Raw genomic sequence first — 21615 nt, forward strand, 5'->3', positions numbered from 1 at the left:
CGAAACCACCATAACCAGAGGAAGACACATCGTGAATGCAACAACCGAGATTGAACTGACCCCGGGCAACGTCAAGGCCGCCATGCGCGCCGCCGGCGCCCGGTCGGCCGACCTCTGGATGGTCCCCGTCGGGAACATCCGCGTGATCGCCGGCTACAACATCCGCCCCATCGACCGCGAGCACGTTGATGCCCTGAAGGAATCGATCAGGGTCAACGGCTACAGCAAGGACAAGCCGCTCGCAGGCTACGTGTCCAAGGAGGAGGGAGACGATCCCATCATCAACCTGACGGACGGCGAGCACCGCCTCACGGCAGTTCTGGAATTGATCGCCGAGGACGTGCCAATCGAGTTCCTGCCTGTGACCGTGGCCCCGGCCGGCACCAGCATGGTGGACTTGGCTGTGAGCATGGCGACCAGCGCATCGGGCAAGGAGCTGACGCCCCAGGCGTGGGCCGTGCTGTGCAAGCGCCTGATCGGCTACGGCTGCGACGTGGACGAGATCGCCAAGCGCCTGGTGAAGGAGAAGGCCCAGATCGCCAATTGGCTGGTGCTGGCGGGCGCGAGCCGCCGAGTGCTTCAGATGGTCGAAGAGAAGAAGGTCAGCGGCACCAACGCGATCCGCCTGCTGAAGAAGCATGGCGCCGGCACCGCTGACGTGCTCGAGCAGAAGTTCGCAGCCGCACAGGCGAAGGGCAAGAAGAAGATCACCGCAGCCACGCTGACGCCCCAGCGCGACCTGGTGGCCGATGGCGCCGAGTGGATCAAGGGCAACCTCGCGGCCGGCGACATGGGGCCGCTCGTGGCCATGCTGTCCCATCTCACGGGCACGCCTCACGCCGACATCGCTGCGCGCCTCGAATCGCCGGCCGCGGCCTGAGGTCGATATGGCTGGAGACTGGATCAAGATGCGCGGCAACCTGTGGGATGACCCACGGGTGGGCTCGCTCGTCGACGCGACGGACAGCAGCGAAGCGGCGGTGATCGGGGGCTTGTATTGGCTCTGGGCCACCGCGGACCAACACACCGAGAACGGCATCATGCCCGGGCTCACGCTCAAGCAAATCGACCGCAAGACAGGCATTCCGGGGCTCGGTGATGCACTGGTCGCCATCGGCTGGTTGTCCGAAAAAGACGGCGGCGTCTTCCTCGAAAACTTCACTGAGCACAACGGCGCATCCGCAAAGCGTCGTGCTTCGGACGCACAGCGAAAGGCCAATAGCCGCAACATGTCCGCACCCGATGCGGACAACTCGCAGAATTCCGGCGGACAAAACGGGACGGATTACGGAGCTAGAGAAAGAGAAGAGAAAGAGAAGAATTCCCCTTCACTGCGTTCAGGGGGAAAGGCGCGCAAGGCGCCTGCGTCTCCAAAGCCTGAAATCACGCTGACCGAATACCTCGACCAATGCAAGGCCGAAGACCGCAAGCCGGTTCCGGTGGAGCATTCGATTCGGACCTACTGCACGGACGCTGGCATCACCGACGAGATGCGGCAGGTTGCCTGGCTGGTTTTCAAGGACCGACACATCCCGGAAGAGGGCTCCAAGGTCAAGCCGAAGCGGTACGCCGACTGGGCCGCAGCGTTCGCGAACAGCGTCAAGGATCGGTGGTACGGCCTCTGGTTCGTGAACCCGGAAGGAGGAGAGGCCACATGGTCCTCCGATGGCCTGCAGCAGCGCCGCGTGCTCGACGCGCGACTCGCGCGCATCGCGGAACGGGAGGTCGAACATGCACCCGCGTGATCTGCCGGAAGACGCCGTGCCGTGGTCGGCGGAAGCAGAGGCCGGCGTGCTGGGCGCCTTGCTGCTCGACGCTGGCTGCTGGGATCGGGTGGGCGACATCCTGACCCCTGAGCAGTTCTTCGCCGACCACAACCGCCGGATCTACAACGCCATCGGCTCGTTGGTTCTGTCCTGCAAGCCTGTGGACATCATCACGGTGCACGAGCACCTGCAGACGGCCGGGCAGGGCGACGGAATCGACCTGGTGGCTCTGCATGAGATCGCCCAATCGGTGAGCACTGTGCACGCCGTGCGGCGCCATGCGGAGATCGTCGCCGAGCGAGCACTGATGCGCGGCTTGATGGCGGCGGCCGATGACGTGCGTGAGATCGCCGTGACGGCCGGCAGCCCGGTTGCCGAGCGTCTCGACAAGGCGCAGGCTAGGCTGCAGGAACTGCAGGTTCATCGCCGCCGCTCGATGCCTGTGCCAGTGCAGGACATGCTGGTCGGGTTCCTCGACCACCTGAGCGACCTTTCCGAGGGCCGGGTGGACCCGGGCATCCCCACACGCATCCCGACGCTCGACCGGATGTTGGGCGGCGGCCTGATGCCTGGGAAACAGATCATCCTGGCGGCACGCCCCTCGATCGGTAAGTCCTCGCTCGCGGAGCAGCTGTGCATCAACCTTGCGCGCGATGGCCACGCCGCCGCGTTCCTGTCGCAGGAGATGACGAACGCAGAGCTCGTGCAGCGCGCGGTGGCGAACGTCGGCCGCATCGACCTCGGGCGCCTCATCACAGGAAAGCTGCAGGACCACGAGTGGGAGCGCGTGACGGAAGCCATGGAAAACATGCGCTCCATGCCACTCCACTTCGACGATCAGCCCGCTCTGAGCCTCATGGACATCGCGGCGAAGGCGCGGATGCTGAAGCGCCAGCACAACATCAAGCTGCTCGTAGTCGACTACCTGCAGCTGTGCTCGGCGACGAAGACCACGGACAACCGCCACCACCAGATCGAAGAAATCAGCCGCGGCACGAAGAGCCTGTCCAAGCAACTGGGCATCACGATTCTGCTGCTCAGCCAGTTGAGCCGCGAGGTCGAGAAACGCACGAGCGGCCGGCCGCAACTCAGCGACCTCAAGGAGTCCGGCGCCATCGAAGAAGACGCCGACGTGGTGCTGCTGCTCAGCAAGAACACCGAGCGACTGGACGGCAGCCGCCTGCTGTGCTGTGACGTTCCGAAGAACCGCCAAGGGCGCACGGGTGACTTCGCGCTGAACTTCGAAGGCGACGTTCAGATCTGGGGCGAATCGACCGAGCCGCTCACATTCAAGAAGCCGCCATCGCGGCACTACACGGAGGAAGCATGAGAACGCTGAATGAAGTTCGCGCGCGCTGCGAGATCGAGGAAGAGACGGGGTGCTGGTCGTGGACTGGGGCTTTGTCTTCGGGCATCCCGCGGATATATGCCCCTGACCTGGCTGCGACCGAGACGCGGCTTGCATTGGCATTGCAAGGCGCCTTCGAAGAAAAGAATCCGGACCGGCGCATCAAGGCGGCTCTGTTGCAGGCAATGGACCCGGTGATGGAAGCGCAAGCCGGCCGTCGCGCAGTCTGGCAGATGGCGACCGGCAAGCCGATCGAAGACGGCCACATCGCTTACACGACGTGCCTGAACGAAATGTGCGTCAACCCTGCGCATGTGAGTTGCGGCACCGGTGTCGAGCTGGGGCGCTTCACGGCTAAGTCCGGGCGCTACAAGAAACAGACCAAGCGCGTCCTGGCGAATCGGCGCATTGCATTGAAGCGCACCACCGTGAAGCCGGAGCACGTCCGCGAGATCCTGCTGTCACCTGAGACGGGGCTCGCCATTGCGGCCCGCCTGGGCTACAGCCGCACGATCGTCAGCAAGTACCGCGTGGGGCACCCAACGGCTCACCGAGCCACGGGGTCGCTATTTCAGGGGCTCGGAGGATGAATGATGAAGTGCATCGACTGCTCCAAGTGGAGCCCGAAGGACGCGAGAGAGATGGCGAAGTTCGGGTACGGCCTGTGCTCGCACCAGCCGAAATGGCACTTCATCAGCGCGGAGTCGACCTGCGAGCGGATTGTGCTTGCACCCAAGTCGACGGTGGAGGCCAGGATCCACTATCTGGAAAGCCACTCGCCGACTCGGCAAAGCAGCGAATCGAGCGTGAAGCAAATCGCGCAGCGCGAGATTGTTTCACGCGAAACGAGGCCTGTCCCTATCCCTACGCCAGCGCTGCAGGACAGCACTGGACAGCCTGTTTCCTACTGAAAGGCGGCCAGCTGTGAAGTACGGGAACAAGAAAACCAAGGTCGGCGACATCACCTTCGATAGCCAGCGCGAGGCTGATCGCTGGATGGACCTGCGCCTCCTGGAGCGTGCCGGCCGCATCACCGGCTTGCGCCGCCAGGTCTCGTTCGAACTCGCTCCAGCGCTCAAGTTCGATGGCGCCGCCCGCACGAAGCCAGCGCTGCGCTACTTCGCCGACTTCGAATATTTCGAGAACGGGGCTCGGATCGTCGAAGACGTGAAGAGCGTAGCGACCGCCAAGAAGGAGGCGTTCGTTATCAAGCGCCACCTCATGAAGCACTTGCACGGCATCGACGTGCGCATCACCACCTGAAGGAGACATCAATGATCTGGCTGAAGAAACTCTTCCAGCGCAAACCAGTGGTAAAGCCCTGGGCGCCCCTGTCGCCTCTGCCCTCGGCGTCGACACCGATGTCAGCGCGGCGGAGTGCGCCTCGCGCGGCTTCGCGCGTACCGACGATGCCGAGGCCGGCACTGCGGCCGAACTATCCACCCTCGGCACGCATGGCCGAAAGCCCGGCCCCTGCGCCCGACGATAGTCTCTCGACCTTGATGCTGGTGGGAGCCCTCAGCATGCGCGCATCCGACGCTCAGGTGAGTGCGCCTTGCGCGGCACCATCGTTCTCGAGCGGCGGCGGCGGCGACTTCGGCGGCGGTGGCGCATCCAGTTCATGGGACAGCGGCTCGTCGTCTAGCGATTCGGACAGCAGTTCGAGCGATAGCGGCTCTTCGTGCGGCAGCTCGGACTAGGAAGAGCATGCGCCCAACACAACACCCATCGAACAATCGCGTGCTTGGTGCGCCGAAAGGCTGGGACCAGGCGGCACTGCCCTGCGGTGCTCTCGCCATCACGGATGCTGTCTACGAAGGTGTTCCGCATGTCGTCTCCTTCTGGCGCCCCGACGCCGAGGAGCTGGCCCGGCTGAACGCTGGCGGTACGGTGGCGATCGGCATCACGGGCAACACGATGCCGCCGATCTGGGTTGCCGCGGAGCCTGCAGCATGAACGAGGCAAAGATCAACCGCATCGAAAGCGGCCTCAACGGCATGGCGAAGAAGGTGCTCGACGCCGTGCCGGCGCAGTCGCCCTGGTCGAAAGACCAGATCGCCATCGAGATCCGCCGCCGGGGCTCGGGTGCCGATCGCACCGTGCTCGATGGCTGCCTGGACAGCCTGCGGGGCCGCGGACTCATCAAGGAACCCACGCGGGGCCAGTTCATCCGCGTGATCGGCAAGACACCAACACCACAACCAGAGGAAGACACCACCATGGCCGTATTGCCCACCCGACCGATCACTGTTGTAGCGACGGACAAGAAAGACCCGCTCTCGCGCCTTGCTGATGCTGCGCGGCTTCTGCGCCAGGCCGCCGACGAGATCGACGCCGCGGCACTGGATGCTGCCGAGCAGGTGCAGTCCGCCGCCAAGGACACCGAGAAGTTCCGCCAACTGCAGCAACTTCTGAAGGGCTGAGACCCATGATCAAGATCACCAACAACAACGGCCAGACAACCTATCTGGCGCTCGCGGCCATCGCCTCCGTGGCGGAGGCCGCGACCTCTTCGCAGTGGCATGGCATCCGCTGCTATGTGAAGACCTTCGACGGCAAGACGCTGGAGGCCAGCGAAACCGCGCAGCAGATCGCAATCCAGATCGAGAAGGAGGCATCGCATGCTCAATGAAGAAAAGCCCAACGCTGAGGAGCAGTACAGCTCGGCCGTGTCGAGTTCGAATCTTCGCGTGGATCTCGACCGTCGTAGCGAAGCCGACGCCATCATTGCCGCCGGATGGAACGATGCGCGCATTGGCACCGACTTGATGCGTCTGCACACGGAATACGACAAGGTGGCCAAGCCGAAGCCGATGGCGCCCGATGCCATCAAGCGCATGGCCGCCTCCGTCACGATGCTGCAGATTGCGCCGATGGCCAAGGAACTGGGGATCGATGTCGGCACGCTCCGCCCCGGCGCTGCTGTGGACGCCATCGCCAAGGCCTACGCGCACGCCTGGTACATGCGCGAGATGCGCCAGATGTTGGGCAAGCTGACGGGCTTCGCCGCCCTGCGCGACGTGATTGCCAAGGTGGTGCAGACGTGGGGCGTCGAGCCAGAGAAGGCGCAAGAGGTGGTCATCGAGGTCATTCGGTGGTGGCTCAGCCCCCGCTGCACTACCTGCTATGGCACGAAGTGGCAGCTGATCCCTGGCAGCAATCGGCAGAGCAACCACGTATGCCGCCCATGCCGCGGCAGCGGCGAAGCGGCGATCCCCTTTGAAGGAACCGGTAGGCGCTTGCTGGGCTGGATGAACGAGTGCCGGGGCTCGGCACGCGGCAACATTCATGCCTTCTTGCGCAACTCGATGGGACGCGATTAGAATTGCCACCGCCGATGGCAGAGGGAGCTTTCCCCTCTCGCGCGGCGACTCTCAGCCCATCGCCCGACTCGCTTAGTGCATTGCCGGGATAAATCGATGGGAGGGGTGTCTCCTGAATATCAAGCCGCCTACTGAGGCGGCTTTTCTTTTGGTTGTGTGCCTGAGGTGCCCGGTATCCGCGTGATGGCGATCAACGGGTTGGTCTAAGGGTGATGCATGCAAGAGCGAGGAGGTGGCGCATGTGGCCTATACCGAATCGCCCGCGGGTTCGAATCCCGTCACAGCCACCATTTCTGCGGTGTAGCTCAGTCAGGTAGAGCGCCAGGCCCATACCCTGGAAGTCGTGGGATCGAAGCCCACTGCCGCATCCAGTTGTCTCCTCGATCGTCGAAAAAAGCGATCCTTGCCCGCTTCGTGCGGGCTCTTTTATTTGTGAGGTGCAACATGAACAAGCCCTATATCCACGGCGTGTTGCCCGATGCCAATGCGCCCGCGCCCAGCGCACCACCGCCGGCCGCAGAGATCCGCTTCATTGGTGACATGCAACATGTTCAACCGAAGGCGGGCGATGTGTTTGTGCTGCAGTGCGACTTCGTCGTCGATGCGGCAACTGCCGAACGACTTGGAACCATGGCGACCAATGCACTGAAGGGTGCGACGGTCATCGTGCTCGGGTCAGGCATGAGGCTTGAACTGGTGGCGCGTGCCGACATGGATGTAATGCTCGACGCCGCCATCCTCGAAGCGAACGCTGCTGAAAAGCGTGCGCGCGGCGCCGAGGCGCTGACGCGTTTCGCGTGAAACATTGGAATCATCATGAACGGACTGACCACCATCGCCGCACTGCCCACCGCTGGTGGCTGCAAGGCCGAACTCAGTGCGGACAAGACCAAGGCGAACGCACCAGCCTATGCCTGCGGTGGATACGTGATGGGCGTTGATCCGGCATCCAAGCCTGACCAATGCGGTGCAGCCCTGGTTCATGTGGGCAAGGTGATGCACACCTTCACGGTCGGCGACATCGCATCGGTCGAGATCGTGGAGCAGGTGCGCAAGGCGATGCGACAACAGCAGGCGATGCGTGACTTGGCCGATGTGCGGGCTTACCGCGCGAAGTGGGCAGGCGTGATCACCAAAGACCAGCCGGACGCCGAGGTGTTGGCGCTGTCTCGCATCAACCCGACCTAAGGTCTATGCCGTCTTTCACTGTAAACGTCGGCGTCAAGGTGGCGCCCTGGGTCGAGCGCTACATCGACATGGTGGGCAGCCGCTTTCAGCGCACCGGCGTGCTGCCGCTGATGGACATCGTCGAGCGCGTGATTGCGCGAGGTGTCCAGCCCTACGTGGCAATGTGATGGCGCAGCCTGAATCGCTTCGCGTTGAACACCCCGGTTGGCCGAGCGGTGTCTACCCTGAAGGCAGCGTGGATTGGGCTGTTGACCGAATGAGGTTCGCCCTCGACCGCTTGGTAGAGCAGCGCGAGACAGACCCCAAGCGCGTACCGTTCACGGTCGAGTGGGTCCGCAAGATCGTTGGCGAGTTGGCAACGGCTGTGGATGCTGAGGCAGCATGAGCCTCGCAACCCTCAAGCCCAGGCTCACGGCGCCCAGCCTGACCCGCACCCCCGTGCTGCAGACCAAGGCCAGCACCGTCGAGCGTGAGCGCGGACGGGCATGGATGGCCAAGCGTGAACGGGTAGCCCAGCGCTACGACTACCGCTGCGCCAAGTGCGGCGCGGTCTGGGTGTCCAACCGAGACCAGATCGACCACATCGTCGAGCTGGCCGACGGCGGCACCAATGACGACGACAACCTGCAACCCCTGTGCGATGTCCCGTGCCACAAGGCCAAGACGGACGCGCAAGCGAAGGCAAGGGCGCGAGGCTTCTGAGGTTTGGATCGTGCGCCCACGGCCCTCCTGATGCGACGGCGGGGCCGCCAAGGGGGAGGGGTGGGTCAAAAGTCCCCGGCCCCGAAGTGCCGGAAACCACCCGGTTCCTCACGCGGAGAAAAAACCGGGCTGTATGAATTCCGCAAGGGGCCGAATTCAATAGTTTTTATCAAAGGAATCAAATATGCCGAGGGGCGGAGCCCGACCAGGAGCAGGGCGAAAGCCCTCGAAACCGAAGGCTGAAAAGGCCCCGAAGGTCGACAAAGACGGCTTCAAAACGGATGAATCGTGGCCGTTCGGGCAGGTTCGGCCGCCAGAGCCGCCGCCTCCGGCTGACCTGTCGGCGTTGACCCCTCTCGAGTACCTGTTGGAGGTGATGCGGGACGACACCGAAGAACGGACTCGCCGCATGCAGGCCGCTTCACTCGCCGCGCCGTACTGCCATGCCAAGAAAGGCGAGGGCGGGAAGAAGGAAGAGAAAGACGCCGCCGCAAAGCGCGTGGCTGGACGCTTTTCCCAAGCGGCGCCGCCGAAACTGGTTGCGGCCGGCGGTAAGAAGGTCTGACGATGGAGTGGACGACGGCCTGTCCGGACTGGGAGCGCCGGCTGATCGCGGGCGAATCGATCATCCCACCGCCGATCTTCCCCGACCAGGCCGAGCAGGCGCTGCGGATCTTCAAGCAGTTGCAGGTGGTCGACCTGGCCAAGGTCTACGACCCGGTGACCGAGGCCTACCGGTATCCAACCTTCGGCGAGTGCAGCGAACAGTGGGTCTTCGACTTTGTGGCCGCCATCTTCGGCGCCTACGACGCCGAGACTGGCAATCAACTGATCCGCGAGTTCTTCCTGCTGATCAGCAAGAAGAACACGAAGTCCACCATCGCCGCCGGCATCATGCTGACCGCGGTCATCCTGTGCTGGCGCAACGAGGAAGAGCACCTGATCCTGGCGCCAACGAAAGAGGTCGCCGACAACAGTTTCAAGCCGGCGGCCGGCATGGTCCGGGCCGACGAAGAGCTCGCAGCCCTGTTCCACGTTCAGGACCACATCCGCACGATCACGCACCGCGTGACGCGCGCATCGCTGAAAGTGGTGGCCGCCGACACCGACACGGTTTCAGGCAAGAAGTCCGGTCGCGTGCTGGTGGATGAGCATTGGCTGTTCGGCAAGAAGCCCAACGCGGTTGGGATGTTCATGGAGGCCACGGGCGGCCAAGCGTCGCGCGATGAAGGGTGGGTGATCTACCTTTCGACGCAGAGCGAAGAGCCGCCGGCCGGCGTGTTCAAGGAGAAGCTGGGCTACTACCGCGACGTGCGCGACGGCAAGATCGTCGACCGCAAATCGCTTGGCGTCCTTTACGAGTTCCCCGCCTCGATCATCGAGGCGAAGAGCTACACCGACCCGAAGAACTTCTACGTTACGAACCCGAACCTCGGGCGCTCGGTCAATGCGGAGTGGCTGGAGAGCGAGCTGCGCAAGTACGCGGCGAAGACGGATGGCTCTTTCCAGAAGTTTCTGGCGAAGCATCTGAACATCGAAATCGGCATGAACCTGCGGTCCGACCGCTGGGCCGGCGCCGATTTCTGGAAGGCAGCGAAGGCTGCGCAACCCGTCACGCTCGACTACCTGCTCGAGTGGTCCGAAGTGCTGGATGTCGGCATCGATGGCGGAGGCTTGGACGACTTGCTCGGGCTGTGCGTCATTGGGCGCCACAAGATCACGCGCAAGTGGTTGATCTGGACGCATGCATGGGCTCATCCGTCGGTGCTGGAGCGCCGCAAAGAGATTGCACCGCGTCTGCAGGACTTCGCCGAGCAGGGCGATCTCACGCTGGTGCGTGACATGGGCGATGACGTGATCGAGGTGGCCGACATCGTGGCCCGCTGCGAGGCGTCTGGCCTGTTGGACAAGGTGGGCTGCGATCCGGCGGGGCTCGGCGCCATCCTGGATGCACTGATCGAGGCGGAAGTACCGCAGGAAAAGATCATCGGCATCAGCCAGGGGTGGAAGCTCAATGGCGCCATCAAGACAACCGAGCGAAAGCTGGCCGAAGGCGCTCTGCTGCACGGCGACCAAGAACTGATGGCCTGGTGTGTGAGCAATGCGCGAGTGGAGCTCCGCAGCAACGCGATCGTGATCACGAAGCAGGCGTCCGGCACCGCAAAAATCGACCCGCTCATGGCGGTTTTCAACGCAGTGACCCTGATGTCGCTGAACCCCGAGGGGATGGGCTCTATGGATGATTGGCTGAGCAGCCCCGTGAAGGGCGGTCGCGCATGAAGAAGACCGGCGCATTGACGCGCGTGCGCGCTGCGATCGACGGGTTCGTGCGATCTTTCTCGCTCCGCGACAAGGATCTGTACATCGACCGTTCGATGGCGACCGAGGCTGGCGTGGAAGTGACGCCCAAGTCCGTGATGCAACTGGATGCGGCCTGGAGCTGCGTGCGCCTGATCTCCGAGACGATCGCTACGCTGCCCTTGTCCATGTTCGAGCGGACGACCAAGGGCAAGCGCCTGGCGCCGCAGCATGGGCTGCACTTCGTGATCCACGACCAACCGAACGCGGACTCTACGGCTTCGATTTTCTGGGAAGCCATGGTTGCGGCGATGCTGCTGCGCGGCGCCGGCCGGGCCGAAAAGCTCTACGTGGGCCCGCAGTTGGTCGGCCTGTCATTCCTGGACCCGAACAAGCTGATCTGCAACCGCGACCAGAACGGCCGCAAGCGCTGGCAGTACCCGCGGGCAAACGGCGAGATGCGCGAGATCCCCGAGGCTCGCATCTGGACGATCCCCGGCTTCACGCTCGACGGCATCAATGGCGTGTCTGTCATCAGCTACGGCGCCAAGGTGTTCGGCTCGGCCATCGCCGCGGACAAGGCGGCTGCGCAGACCTTCAAGAACGGCCTGCTGCAGACCATCTATTACAAGATGGCGAACTTCCTCAAGCCCGATCAGCGGGCGGAGTTCAAGAAGAATTTGTCCGGCTCCATCGAGCGTGGCGAAGCGCCTCTGCTTGAAGGTGGCATGGACGCTGGAACGCTCGGCATCAAGCCATCGGATGCGCAGCTTCTGGAGTCGCGCGGCTTCTCTGTGGAGTCGATCTGCCGCTGGTTCCGCGTGCCGCCCTGGATGGTCGGCCACACCGAGAAATCGAGCAGTTGGGGAACCGGCATCGAGCAGCAAATGATCGGCTTCCTGACGTTCACGCTGGGCCCCTGGCTGCGACGCATCGAGCAGGCCATCAGCAAGGACCTGCTGACGCCTGCGGAGCGCGCACGGTTCTATCCGAAGTTCGCCGTCGAAGGCCTGCTGCGCGCGGACAGCGCCGGCCGCGCCTCGTTCTACGGCGCTATGGTGAACAACGGCATCCTGACCCGCGACGAAGTGCGCGAGCTCGAAGACCGCGAACCGATGGGCGGCAATGCCGCGGTGCTGACTGTGCAGTCGGCCATGACAACCCTGGATGCCTTGGGGCAAACCACCAATGACGCGCAACAAGCGCGCGCATCAATTCGGGCCTTCCTCGGCCTGGCAAACGAGCCCGAGAAAGGCTAAATCATGAGCTTGCGAAATCTTCCGGGCATCCCGTCGGGGCGCCCGAGTAGCGGCGTGCGCAGCGAGATCTTGCCGCGCGCGATGGAGCGATGGAATCCCAGCCTACGGGCCTCCGACGCTGAGCAAGCGGACGAGCGCTCGATCAGCATCTATGAACCCATCGGCTACGACCCTTGGACTGGAGAAGGCGTCACTGCTCGTCGGGTGGCGGGCGCACTCCGAAGCATGGGGCCGGGCGATGTGACCGTGAATCTGAACAGCCCGGGCGGTGACATGTTCGAAGGGCTGGCGATCTACAACCTGCTGCGCGAGCACAAGGGCGAGGTCATCGTAAAAGTGCTCGGCCTGGCCGCTTCCGCAGGATCGATTGTGGCAATGGCCGGCGACAAGGTGCAGATCGCGCGCTCAGCTTTCTTCATGGTCCACAACTCGTGGGTGGTGGCCGCCGGGAACCGGCTCGACTTCCGCGAGATCGCCGACTGGCTGGAGCCGTTCGATATGGCGATGGCCGACATCTACAGCGCTCGCACGGGCATGGAAACGAAGGCGGTCACCAAGCTGCTCGATGCCGAGTCCTGGATCGGCGGCACCGCCTCCGTCGAGCAAGGTTTTGCCGACGAATTGCTTGCGTCCGACCAGGTCGGAAAGGGCGATGCGAAGGCAAGCGCGTCTGCCGTGCGCCGCGTCGAAGCGGCACTGCGCGCGGCTGGCCTTCCCAAATCCGAGGCCGTGCGCCTCATCAGCGAATTCAAGTCCAGCGTGGGTGATCCCGTTGGCGGCGGTGAGGGCGATCCCACCGGACGAGTCGAGCTCAAGCCCGATTCCTTCAGCAACGCGGCCGTCTTGGCTGCATCCCTCCTGTCCGCAAATTGATCTCACCCGAAAGGTAAATCATGTCCATCGAAAAAGATGTCGAAACCATCAACAACAGCCTGAAGCAGGTCAGCGACCAGATCAAGGCCCAAGCCGAGGCGTTCGTGAAGAACGCGAAGCAGAGCGACGAAGTCGTGGCCAAGGTCGACGGCATGCTCATGAAGCACGGCGAACTGCAGAACAGCCTGACGGCCACGCAGCAAGCCCTCGCCAAACTCGAAGCCAACGGCGCCGGCGGCGACGTGCAGCACGAGTCCTTCGGCCAGAAGTTCGTTCGCAGCGAGCAGTTCAAGGCCTTCGCCTCGCAGACCACGCCCCGTGGTCGCGTCGACATGCCGATCCACGCTGCGATCACCAGCCTGACGACCGACGCCGACGGCTCGGCTGGCGATCTGGTGCGCCCGACGCGCCTCCCCGGCGTAATCGCTCCTCCCGAGCGTCGCATGACCGTGCGTGACCTCATCACGCCGGGCACGATGGACACCAACGCGCTCGAGTACGTCAAGGAAACGGGCTTCACGAACAACGCGGCGCCCGTGGCCGAAGGCGCGAAAAAGCCCGAGTCCACCCTGAAGTACGACCTGGTGACCACGGGGCCGAAGGTCATCGCCCACTTCGTCAAGGCTTCGCGCCAGATCCTGGACGATGCCTCGCAGCTGGCCAGCATGATCGATGGCCGCCTGCGCTACGGCCTGGCTTTCAAGGAAGAAGGGCAACTGCTGAATGGTGACGGCACCGGCCAGAACCTGCTGGGCATCATCCCGCAGGCGACGGCCTTCGCAGCCCCGTTCGATCCGGCGGGCACCGAGACGAACATCGACAACATCCGTCTGGCGATGCTGCAGGCGTTCCTCGCCGAGTACCCCGCCAGCGGTCACGTCATGAACCCCATCGACTGGGCGCGCATCGAGCTGCTGAAGGACACGACCGGCCGCTACATCATCGGCAACCCGCAGGGCAGCATCGGCGCCACCCTGTGGAATCTGCCGGTGGTGGAGACGCAGGCGATCGCGGTGGACAAGTTCCTGACCGGTGCTTTCCGCCTCGGCGCCCAGGTCTTCGACCGCTGGCTCGCCCGCGTGGAAGTCGCCACCGAAAACGAAGACGACTTCGTGAAGAACATGGTGACGATCCTGGCCGAAGAGCGCCTGGCACTCGCCGTGTACCGCCCCGAGGCGTTCATCTACGGCGACTTCGGCAACGTCGCCTGATCGTCGGCAATCCCGCAATCGAGAAGCCCGGTTCGCCGGGCTTCTCTGTTTCAAGGAGAACAACATGCTCATCAAGTTCAAGGCACCCGATCCCCGCGCCGGCACCACCGCGCTGATGGACAGCAGCCGCGGGCAATTCTTCATCGACAACGGCTCCGCCGAGAAGGTGAAGGAAGGCGGTAACCAACCCGAAGCCGTGGCCAAGCCGGCGTTGACCCGAAGCGACCTCGACGCAGCGCTGGGCGGACTTCCCGGCGAGAACACCGACCCCGAATATGTGGTGGGCGCGATGCGCTCCCACTTCGGAGAACTGTTCACCGACGCTGACGAAACGAAGGTTCGCGAACTGGTCGTGGCACGCGCCGCGAAGCCGTCCGACAACCTGACGGTGACGGAACTCAAGGCAGCGCTGGAGAGCAAGGGGATTCCCATTCCCGATGGCGCGAAGAAGCCGGCCCTGGCCGCGCTGCTCGACGGCGCGGTAGCCCAGTAACCCGACTCCCGAAGGAAGATCTCCATGGCGCAACCCCTCGAAGCGGACATCAACAGCACGCCCTCGCTCGTGCAGGTAACGGCTGCCGCCGGCGGCGCGGGCCAGGCGCTCGCCGTCGGGCCTAGTTCGAGCATCGATCTCGCACTGGGCAGCTTCGGCGGCCCGGTCGAGTACAAGGTCGGCGCAGGCGCGTGGACCCGGCTGGACCGCAACGAGGGCGTGCGCCTGGCGATCGATCTGGCTGGCACCGCGGTGTTGCTGCGCAAGGCCAGCACGAACGCCGCCTCCATCCCGGTCCAAGTGACGGTAAACACTGTCGAGCAGATCAAGCCATCTGGCGGCGGCCCTCTGTCGGCAGCACCCATCCAAGTCGCGACTTCTCGCGCACTCACCGCCGCAGACAACGGCAAGACGCTGGAATGCACCGCGACGCTCACGCTGACCGTGCCCGAAGCGCTGCCGGCCGGCTTCAGTTGCTCGGTGCTGGCCAGCGGCACGACCAGCATCGCCCGCTCCGGCACGGCGCTGATCAATGGCGCCGGGACCACCCTGACGCGCGCGGCGGCCACCAACCCGTTGATCTGGATCGTCGGGCGGGGCTCGGCGGCAAACAGCTACGTGGTGACGGGCACCTGATAGCCAGTTGGAGCAAGACGTGCTGATCGACCTCTCCACCGCAAAAGCGCATCTGCGTGTAGGTGCTGCCTACCCCGACGAACAGGTCTCGCCGTATCTCAATGCGGCGGAGGGTGCGGCCGCCCAATTTCTCAATCGCCGCGTCTTTGCCGATCAGGGCGCGATGGACGCAGCGATCACTGCAGTGCCCGCCGCGCTTGTCGCCGCCGGCACTGCCTACCAGGCCGCGCTGACGGCTGCCGGCGACATCGAGGACAGCGTCGCCCGCTGCGCCGCCGAAGGCCACGCACTGCGCGTCTACCGTGACGCACAGACCGCAGCGACCGAAACCTACGGCGGCATCGTGCTCAATCCGCAGATCGAGGCAGCCATCCTGCTGACCATGGGACATCTGTTCGAAAGCCGCGAAGATGTGGTCGTCGGAGTGACTGTCAGCGCGCTCCCCTTCGGCTCGCAGCAGCTGCTGTTTCCTTTCCGTGTGGGGCTCGGCGTCTGATGCGCGCGGGCACGCTCAAGGACTGGATCAGTATCCAGCAGGCCGGCACGGTGAAGGACGAGCTCGGGCAGTTGGTCCCGGGATGGCCGGTGCTGGATTCAGTGTGGGCCGACATCCGCTTTCTGTCGGGGCTCGAAATGGCCCGCGCCGATACCACCGTGAGCGTGCTCAAGGCCAGCATCCGCATTCGCCGGCGCACCGATGTGCTGGCGAACATGCGCGTGGTTGACGACGAAGGCCGCATCTACGACATCAAGGCCGTGGTGCCCAACAAGCAGAACCGCCAGTTCATCGACCTGGTCTGCGAGACCGGCGCCAACAATGGCTAACGGCCGCGGCAACCCGGGCGGCAGCGCCTTCGCAATCGGCTTCGACACTGCGGCCGCCGATGCATGGCTGGACGGCATCCTGCAGGCGACGCAAGAGTCCGTTCGGCCGGCGGCCCAGGCCGGCGCCGAAGAGCTCTATTTCGAGGCGCGCATCCGCGTGCCGCAGTCCGCCGAGCCGCATTACTTCTACGGCAAGAACAGCAAGTCTTCGGGCGTTCGCTACTACTTCGAGCCAGGCGCGTTGCGCGACGCGATCTACCAGGTCTATTCGAAGGATCACAGCGGCAAGTCTCGGGCCACGTATCACATCGCATGGAACCACCAGAAGGTGCCCTACGGCTTCATGGTGGAGTTCGGCACCAGCCGCGCACCTGCGCATCCATTCATCCGGCCGGCCTACGCCGCGCGCGTGGAGTTCGCCCTCGAAGTCGCCCGCGCTCACCTTGTCGAGCAGGTTGGAAAAGCTCTATGACCATCGAAGCTGATCTGCACGCGCTGCTTTCGCCGCTCGCCGCCGGCGGGGCTTTCCCCGATGTGGCGGACGACGGCGCGGTGACGCCGTACATCGTCTATCAGCAGGTGGGCGGCACCTCGACCCAGTTCGTCGAACGCGCCTTGCCTTCGAAGAAGAACGGCCGCTTTCAGGTCGCGGTGTGGGCCGAGACGCGCAAAGAAGCGGCCGCCATCGGCCTGCAGATCGAAAACGCCATGTTGCTCACGCCTGCATTCCAAGTCCAGTTGGTCGGCGGCCCCATCGCTGACCGCGACAGCGTCACCAAGTTGCGGGGCTCGCGCCAGGACTTCAGCGTCTGGTCCGACCGATAGACCCCGCGCAACCAGTTTCCTCCCGGCCCGCCTCGAGCGGGCTTTTTTTCGCCCGCTCCGGGCTCTGCAACCACCCGCGAAGGCGGGATTCCCCTGAAAGGCCAGCACCATGTCTGCATCTCTCCCCAATGGCACGATCTTCTCGCTTGCCACGACCTACGGGCCTCCCATCCCGTACACCGCGCTGACGAACGCTGCGCCGCCGGTTGCGACCGCGGCTGCGCACGGCCTGCTGAACGGTGACGTGCTCGAAAACACCAGCGGCTGGCCTGGCATCAACGATCGCCCCACGCGCGTGATCGGCCAGACCGCAGGCACCTTCAACATGGAAGGCTTCGACACCACGGACGTTGCCCGCTATCCGGTGGGCGCTGGCCTGGGTTCGGTGCGCAAGGTGCTGACCTGGACGGCGATCTCGCAGGTGATGGGCAACGCCTCGTCCGGTGGCGAGCAGCAATCGGTCGAATGGACGTACCTCGAAGACGGCATCGAGCGCAGCAAGAACACCTTCAAGAAGGCCAAGGTGCTCACGCTCACACTCGCGGATGACGTGTCGCAACCCTGGAACGCTGTGCTGCTCGCCGCGGACCAGGACGGAAAGAACCGCATCCTGCGCGCGGCGCTGCCCGCCGGCGGCTTCATCTTCTACAACGTGAATGTCGGCTTCGACCCCGAGCCGAAACTGGACGCGAACCAGATCATGACGGTGACCGCGACCTTCCGCAGCCAAGGCCGCTTCATTCGCTACGCCGCCTGAACATGGCACGTCTCACACTCAACCCGAACCCGACGTTCAAAGCGTTCGTCGAGATCTGCCGGCCCGGCCTCGATCCCGAAAAGATCGAGATCGTGTTCAAGCATCGCACCCGCGATGAAATGGACGAGTTCATCAAGCAGATGGCCGACATGTCGATCGAGGACCAAGTGCTGGCCGTGGCCACCGGCTGGGACCTCGTCGACCTCTTCAACGCCGAGAACGTGAAGCTGCTCGCGCAGAACTACATCACGGCGCCGATGGCGATCCGCGACAAGTACATCGCCGAGCTCATCAAGGCCAAAGAAAAAAACTGATCGAGCTGGCCCGGGCCATCTACACGCCAGACGCGACGCCGCATGAAGCGGCCGAGCTGGGCCTGACGGTAGAGGAAGCCAGCTTCGCGGTGGACTGCTGGCCCGAGCACCAGGTGGCCGTCGCAGTGTTCTCCAAGTTGACAACCCAGTGGCGTGTCGGGTTCTCCGGCGCCATCGGACTCGACTACGGAACGCTGCCGACGGTCTTCCGGTTGGCCGGCGTCCCTCGGTCGGACTGGCCGGTTCTCTTCGACGACATCCGCGTGATGGAACGCGGTGCTCTTCACCTCATGCGCGCGCAAAGCTCGCAGTAGCCACCCACGGGTGGCTTTTCATTTCTGGGACATCCATGACCGATCTAACCGCACAGATGGCGTTCACCGCCGACACGTCGGGCGTGGAAGCTGGCGTAGGCCGGACCAAGCGGTCGCTCGCGGATCTCGGTGTGACCGCGGTGGCCGAAGGCAAGAAGGCGGCTGCGGGGATTGAGGCCATCGGCAAGGGCAGTGACCAGGCCGCGACCAAGGTCGACGCGAACGCCAAGAACCTGATCAACTCGATTCAGCGGGCCACCGCAGCGGCCGAGGCCGGCAAGAAGTCGGGGTCGGAGTTCTACGCTGCCTTGGCCAACCAGCGCGGCGTGAGCACCGAGGTGCTGAAGCCGTACCTGGCACAACTGGATGCCGCCCTCGCCAAGCAGAAGGCCACCGAAGCAGCGCTGAACGCGATTGCGCCCCCGCTCGACCGCGTCGGCATGTCGGCGAAGGCTACCGCTGCCGCGCTACGTGGTGTTCCCGCGCAGTTCACCGACATCATCACCAGCATTCAAGGCGGCCAGGCGCCGCTGACGGTGCTGCTGCAGCAGGGCGGCCAGCTGAAGGACATGTTCGGCGGCATTGGACCTGCAGCCCGTGCGCTGGGCGCCTATGTATTGGGGCTCGTGAATCCGTTCACGCTCGCCGCAGCCGCGGCGGGCGTGTTCGCGCTCGCGTTCTACAAGGGTGAACAGCAGACCGCCGCCTTCAACAAGGCGTTGATCTTGACGGGCAACTATGCGGGCACCACCGCTTCGCAGCTGCAGGATCAGGCCACGCAAGTCACCAAGATGGGGGGGACATATGCGGTGGCCGCAGAGGGGCTCGCGAAGCTTGCTGGCAGCGGGAAAATCTCGGCGGAAGCGATGGTCGAAGTAGGGACGGCTGTCTCCGGCATGAATCGCATCGTCGGCACGTCGGTGGATGAGGCTGTTTCGACATTCACCAAGCTGGCGGACGAACCGACGAAGGCATCGGAAAAACTCAACGAGACGATGCATCACCTGACGGCGACGACGCTCGAGCGCATTCGCACGTTAGAGGACCAGGGGCGGAAGGAGGAAGCTGCCGCGCTCGCGGTGTCCAGCGCCGCCGCCATCACGAATCAGCGCTTGGCCCAAGTGCAGGACCAGGCTGGAGTGCTTGCGCGCGCGTGGCGGATGATGGGCGACGACGCGAAAAAAGCGTGGGATCTGATGATGGGGCTTGGTCGTCCGAAGACGGCCAGCGAAGCACTTTCCGACGCCCGATCGACCCTCGCAGAACTGCAAGCTCGTGGCCCCATCGGTGGGCCCGTTACGGGCGCTTCGGATTTTGCCGTGCAGATGCGCAATGCATCGACCAACGTCGCGCTCGCCTCGGTCAAGGAGCTTCAAGAGCGGCTTCGCGGCTTCTCTCAGGGCGTCGTCACCAGGGATGAAAACGCTGCTGTCAACGCTTCGGGGGAAATTGCTCGGTGGCAGGACAAAGCCAAGGGCGTCGACGCCGTTAACCGCGAACTGAAGAAGTACCGCGACAACCTGGAAGACCTGCGCAAGCGCAACCCGAACGATGTACTGCTGTCCCCCGCGAATGTTGCTGCGGGCGAGGCCGCGATCCGCAAGGAATTCGCGGGCGCGAAGGGAGCAAAGCCTAAGGCAGTGCAGGACGATGCAGCCGTCAAGATGCTGGAGACGTTGCGGCAGACCGAGGCGTCGCTGCAATCCCAATTGGACGGCGAGCTGAAGATCACCGATGTTCAGAAAAAGCAGGTCGAGTTCCAGCAGCTGATCGCCGACTTGAAGGGAAAGAAGATCCTGACGGCCGAGCAGCAGAGCCTGCTGAACGGACGGGACGACATTGAGGCCCAACTCGAAAAGAACGTCGCTCTTTCCAACGCGCTCGAGTTCGAAAAGAAGATTGCCGACATCACGAAGAAATCGGCAGACGATGCGCGTCAATTCCGCCAGATGATGGACGGGATCACGGCTTCCATGGCTTCGAACCAGCAGAGTCGCGACGAGCAGTCAGGCCGAAGCCTGGCTGCGTTCGGGCTCGGCGACCGGGCCCGTCAAGAGGTGGAAGCGCAGCGCTCGATTCGCGCCGAGTTTCAGCGGTATAGCGATGTCGCAAACCGGGACGCCAGCAAGGCTGGCATGCTCGATTCCGCCGACTACAAGAAGAAGGCTGCCGAGATCCGCAAGGCGCTGGAGGACGCACTGGGAGCGCAATCAGACTACTTCGAAGCCCTGAAGTCCAAGCAAGCTGATTGGCAGACCGGTGCTACGACGGCTCTCGCAAACTACACGGATGCGATCGCCAACGTCTCGGCCACTACGGAGAGGGCCTTCACGGAAGGCTTCAAGGGTGCGGAAGATGCCTTGGTCAACTTTGTCACCACTGGCAAGCTGAATGTCAACAGCCTGGCCAATTCGATCGTGGCGGATCTTGCGCGCATCGCCATCCAGCAATCCATCACCGGCCCGTTGGCGAAGGGTTTGCTGGGCGCGCTCGGAGGCGGCGGAGACGCAATCGGCGACTTGCTGAAAAAGAACGACAACTTCGGAACCAGCCTGACCGACGCGACCGGCGGCAATGCTGGATTGGGAGGGTTCCTCGGGTCGATCGGGAAGTGGTTCGGCGGCTTCTTCGCCGACGGCGGCAATCCGCCGGTGGGCGTTCCTAGCATCGTCGGCGAGCGTGGGGCAGAGGTGTTCATCCCCAGCGTGCCTGGCGCCATCATTCCGAACCACGCACTCGGCGGCGGGTCTGGTGGCGGCGTCACGAACAACTACTACAGCGTCGGCGACATCGCAACGGTGGCCATGCTGAAGCAGGCCCTCGCCGCGACGCAGGCCCAGACCGCCAGCCGAATCAACAGCAGCCGGACTCGTGGGGGTGCTCTCGCATGAGCCTCCTCACGCTCCCGAGCAGCTTCCGGCCCGAGTCTTTCACGCCGCGGCTGCAGACCAACCAGCGCGCAGCGAGCTCGCCGGGCGGGGGCAGTGAGCAGGTCGTCGACATGCTGAACGATCGCTGGCTGTTCTCGCTCACGCTGCCACGCGGCCCGCAGCACATAGCCGCCCGGAACGAAGCGTTCGTGAATGGGCTACGCGGGCAGACCAATACCGTGCTGCTGTGGCACTTCGTCCGGCCGCAGCCACTCGGAACCTATCGCGGTGCGCTCACGGTCTTTCTTGCCACCGGGCCCGGCGCCGACGCGGTCTACCTGCAGGGCGGGGCGGCAGGGCAGACCCTGCTGGCCGGCGACATGATCGGCGTGAACGGCATGCTGCTCCAGGTGCTCACCGACTGCGTGGCCGACGGCCTGGGACACATTGGCGTGCCCATCGTCAACCGTCTGCGCCGCGCTACTGTCGTCGGCCAGTCCGTCGTGTGGGATCGGCCGAGCGTTCCTTTCCGGAAAGTGTCGCTACCCGGTTTCCAGTACTTCACTGGCTACGCGGAAGGTGTCCCGCTGGACTTCGTGGAGGCCATCTGATG

30 protein-coding genes and 1 tRNA gene are annotated in these 21615 nt (G+C 64.1%); all 31 read left to right on the forward strand.

Annotation, left to right across the window (positions count from 1 at the left end; translation table 11 throughout):
• Nucleotides 1-31: 31 nt before the first annotated feature.
• The 31 genes from ACZYRS_RS10925 (at nucleotide 32) to ACZYRS_RS11075 (ending at nucleotide 21613) form a co-directional block, all read left to right on the forward strand.
• Nucleotides 32-880 carry a hypothetical protein gene (locus tag ACZYRS_RS10925; protein WP_463419267.1) on the forward strand — a complete coding sequence of 283 codons (849 nt, stop codon included), beginning with the start codon at nucleotides 32-34 and terminating at the stop codon, nucleotides 878-880.
• Nucleotides 881-908: 28 nt separating this feature from the next.
• A complete protein-coding gene (locus tag ACZYRS_RS10930; RefSeq protein WP_463419268.1) occupies nucleotides 909-1745 on the forward strand; it encodes a hypothetical protein in 837 nt (278 codons plus the stop codon).
• Complete coding sequence (locus ACZYRS_RS10935; protein ID WP_463419269.1) at nucleotides 1732-3096, forward strand: replicative DNA helicase; 1365 nt, start codon at nucleotides 1732-1734, stop codon at nucleotides 3094-3096. Before ACZYRS_RS10930 ends, ACZYRS_RS10935 begins: the two co-directional genes overlap by 14 nt.
• Nucleotides 3093-3704 carry a hypothetical protein gene (locus ACZYRS_RS10940; RefSeq protein ID WP_463419270.1) on the forward strand — a complete coding sequence of 204 codons (612 nt, stop codon included), beginning with the start codon at nucleotides 3093-3095 and terminating at the stop codon, nucleotides 3702-3704. Before ACZYRS_RS10935 ends, ACZYRS_RS10940 begins: the two co-directional genes overlap by 4 nt.
• Nucleotides 3705-3707: 3 nt before the next feature.
• Nucleotides 3708-4025, forward strand: a complete 318-nt coding sequence (locus ACZYRS_RS10945; protein WP_463419271.1) for a hypothetical protein — start codon at nucleotides 3708-3710, stop codon at nucleotides 4023-4025.
• Nucleotides 4026-4038: 13 nt separating this feature from the next.
• A complete protein-coding gene (locus ACZYRS_RS10950; protein WP_463419272.1) occupies nucleotides 4039-4377 on the forward strand; it encodes a DUF1064 domain-containing protein in 339 nt (112 codons plus the stop codon).
• A gap of 444 nt (nucleotides 4378-4821) precedes the next feature.
• Nucleotides 4822-5070, forward strand: coding sequence for a hypothetical protein (locus tag ACZYRS_RS10955; protein ID WP_463419273.1), 249 nt, complete (start codon nucleotides 4822-4824; stop codon nucleotides 5068-5070).
• Nucleotides 5067-5537: a hypothetical protein gene (locus ACZYRS_RS10960; protein WP_463419274.1), complete on the forward strand. Its 471-nt coding sequence runs from the start codon at nucleotides 5067-5069 to the stop codon at nucleotides 5535-5537. The genes ACZYRS_RS10955 and ACZYRS_RS10960 overlap by 4 nt, the downstream gene beginning before the upstream one ends.
• Before the next feature lie 5 nt (nucleotides 5538-5542).
• Nucleotides 5543-5746, forward strand: a complete 204-nt coding sequence (locus ACZYRS_RS10965) for a hypothetical protein (RefSeq protein WP_463419275.1) — start codon at nucleotides 5543-5545, stop codon at nucleotides 5744-5746.
• The gene (locus ACZYRS_RS10970; RefSeq protein WP_463419276.1) at nucleotides 5736-6437 is read left to right on the forward strand and encodes a hypothetical protein; all 702 of its coding nucleotides are present in this window, start codon (nucleotides 5736-5738) and stop codon (nucleotides 6435-6437) included. Before ACZYRS_RS10965 ends, ACZYRS_RS10970 begins: the two co-directional genes overlap by 11 nt.
• Nucleotides 6438-6731: 294 nt before the next feature.
• Nucleotides 6732-6808: transfer RNA gene (locus ACZYRS_RS10975), tRNA-Met, on the forward strand.
• A gap of 73 nt (nucleotides 6809-6881) precedes the next feature.
• Nucleotides 6882-7238 carry a hypothetical protein gene (locus ACZYRS_RS10980; RefSeq protein WP_463419277.1) on the forward strand — a complete coding sequence of 119 codons (357 nt, stop codon included), beginning with the start codon at nucleotides 6882-6884 and terminating at the stop codon, nucleotides 7236-7238.
• Nucleotides 7239-7253: 15 nt separating this feature from the next.
• Nucleotides 7254-7625, forward strand: coding sequence for a hypothetical protein (locus tag ACZYRS_RS10985; RefSeq protein WP_463419278.1), 372 nt, complete (start codon nucleotides 7254-7256; stop codon nucleotides 7623-7625).
• Between the two features lie 5 nt (nucleotides 7626-7630).
• Nucleotides 7631-7792: a hypothetical protein gene (locus tag ACZYRS_RS10990; RefSeq protein WP_463419279.1), complete on the forward strand. Its 162-nt coding sequence runs from the start codon at nucleotides 7631-7633 to the stop codon at nucleotides 7790-7792.
• A gap of 214 nt (nucleotides 7793-8006) precedes the next feature.
• Nucleotides 8007-8327: an HNH endonuclease gene (locus ACZYRS_RS10995; protein WP_463419280.1), complete on the forward strand. Its 321-nt coding sequence runs from the start codon at nucleotides 8007-8009 to the stop codon at nucleotides 8325-8327.
• A gap of 409 nt (nucleotides 8328-8736) precedes the next feature.
• Nucleotides 8737-8892 (forward strand): hypothetical protein, encoded by a 156-nt coding sequence (locus tag ACZYRS_RS11000; protein ID WP_463419281.1) that lies wholly within the window; start codon nucleotides 8737-8739, stop codon nucleotides 8890-8892.
• Between the two features lie 2 nt (nucleotides 8893-8894).
• Nucleotides 8895-10607, forward strand: coding sequence for a terminase large subunit (locus tag ACZYRS_RS11005; RefSeq protein ID WP_463419282.1), 1713 nt, complete (start codon nucleotides 8895-8897; stop codon nucleotides 10605-10607).
• On the forward strand, nucleotides 10604-11884 hold the full coding sequence (locus ACZYRS_RS11010) for a phage portal protein (RefSeq protein ID WP_463419283.1): 1281 nt from the start codon (nucleotides 10604-10606) through the stop codon (nucleotides 11882-11884). The genes ACZYRS_RS11005 and ACZYRS_RS11010 overlap by 4 nt, the downstream gene beginning before the upstream one ends.
• Nucleotides 11885-11938: 54 nt before the next feature.
• Nucleotides 11939-12757, forward strand: coding sequence for a head maturation protease, ClpP-related (locus tag ACZYRS_RS11015; RefSeq protein ID WP_463419284.1), 819 nt, complete (start codon nucleotides 11939-11941; stop codon nucleotides 12755-12757).
• Between the two features lie 20 nt (nucleotides 12758-12777).
• Nucleotides 12778-13968, forward strand: coding sequence for a phage major capsid protein (locus tag ACZYRS_RS11020; RefSeq protein WP_463419285.1), 1191 nt, complete (start codon nucleotides 12778-12780; stop codon nucleotides 13966-13968).
• A 64-nt stretch (nucleotides 13969-14032) separates the two neighbouring features.
• Nucleotides 14033-14461 (forward strand): HeH/LEM domain-containing protein, encoded by a 429-nt coding sequence (locus ACZYRS_RS11025; protein ID WP_463419286.1) that lies wholly within the window; start codon nucleotides 14033-14035, stop codon nucleotides 14459-14461.
• 24 nt (nucleotides 14462-14485) lie between these two features.
• Nucleotides 14486-15097: a hypothetical protein gene (locus tag ACZYRS_RS11030; protein WP_463419287.1), complete on the forward strand. Its 612-nt coding sequence runs from the start codon at nucleotides 14486-14488 to the stop codon at nucleotides 15095-15097.
• A 19-nt stretch (nucleotides 15098-15116) separates the two neighbouring features.
• Nucleotides 15117-15593, forward strand: coding sequence for a head-tail connector protein (locus ACZYRS_RS11035; protein ID WP_463419288.1), 477 nt, complete (start codon nucleotides 15117-15119; stop codon nucleotides 15591-15593).
• Nucleotides 15593-15922 (forward strand): phage head closure protein, encoded by a 330-nt coding sequence (locus ACZYRS_RS11040; protein WP_463419289.1) that lies wholly within the window; start codon nucleotides 15593-15595, stop codon nucleotides 15920-15922. The genes ACZYRS_RS11035 and ACZYRS_RS11040 overlap by 1 nt, the downstream gene beginning before the upstream one ends.
• Nucleotides 15915-16394 carry an HK97-gp10 family putative phage morphogenesis protein gene (locus ACZYRS_RS11045; protein ID WP_463419290.1) on the forward strand — a complete coding sequence of 160 codons (480 nt, stop codon included), beginning with the start codon at nucleotides 15915-15917 and terminating at the stop codon, nucleotides 16392-16394. Before ACZYRS_RS11040 ends, ACZYRS_RS11045 begins: the two co-directional genes overlap by 8 nt.
• Nucleotides 16391-16747, forward strand: a complete 357-nt coding sequence (gene gp17, locus ACZYRS_RS11050; protein ID WP_463419291.1) for a tail completion protein gp17 — start codon at nucleotides 16391-16393, stop codon at nucleotides 16745-16747. Before ACZYRS_RS11045 ends, gp17 begins: the two co-directional genes overlap by 4 nt.
• Before the next feature lie 109 nt (nucleotides 16748-16856).
• Nucleotides 16857-17504, forward strand: coding sequence for a phage tail protein (locus tag ACZYRS_RS11055; protein ID WP_463419292.1), 648 nt, complete (start codon nucleotides 16857-16859; stop codon nucleotides 17502-17504).
• A 2-nt stretch (nucleotides 17505-17506) separates the two neighbouring features.
• On the forward strand, nucleotides 17507-17818 hold the full coding sequence (locus ACZYRS_RS11060; RefSeq protein WP_463418687.1) for a phage tail assembly chaperone: 312 nt from the start codon (nucleotides 17507-17509) through the stop codon (nucleotides 17816-17818).
• Nucleotides 17819-17907: 89 nt separating this feature from the next.
• Complete coding sequence (locus ACZYRS_RS11065; RefSeq protein ID WP_463419293.1) at nucleotides 17908-18132, forward strand: DUF1799 domain-containing protein; 225 nt, start codon at nucleotides 17908-17910, stop codon at nucleotides 18130-18132.
• A 35-nt stretch (nucleotides 18133-18167) separates the two neighbouring features.
• Complete coding sequence (locus ACZYRS_RS11070) at nucleotides 18168-21023, forward strand: phage tail tape measure protein (RefSeq protein WP_463419294.1); 2856 nt, start codon at nucleotides 18168-18170, stop codon at nucleotides 21021-21023.
• Complete coding sequence (locus ACZYRS_RS11075; RefSeq protein ID WP_463419295.1) at nucleotides 21020-21613, forward strand: hypothetical protein; 594 nt, start codon at nucleotides 21020-21022, stop codon at nucleotides 21611-21613. Before ACZYRS_RS11070 ends, ACZYRS_RS11075 begins: the two co-directional genes overlap by 4 nt.
• Nucleotides 21614-21615 lie beyond the last annotated feature (2 nt).

The organism is Variovorax sp. AC194, from assembly GCF_979257995.1.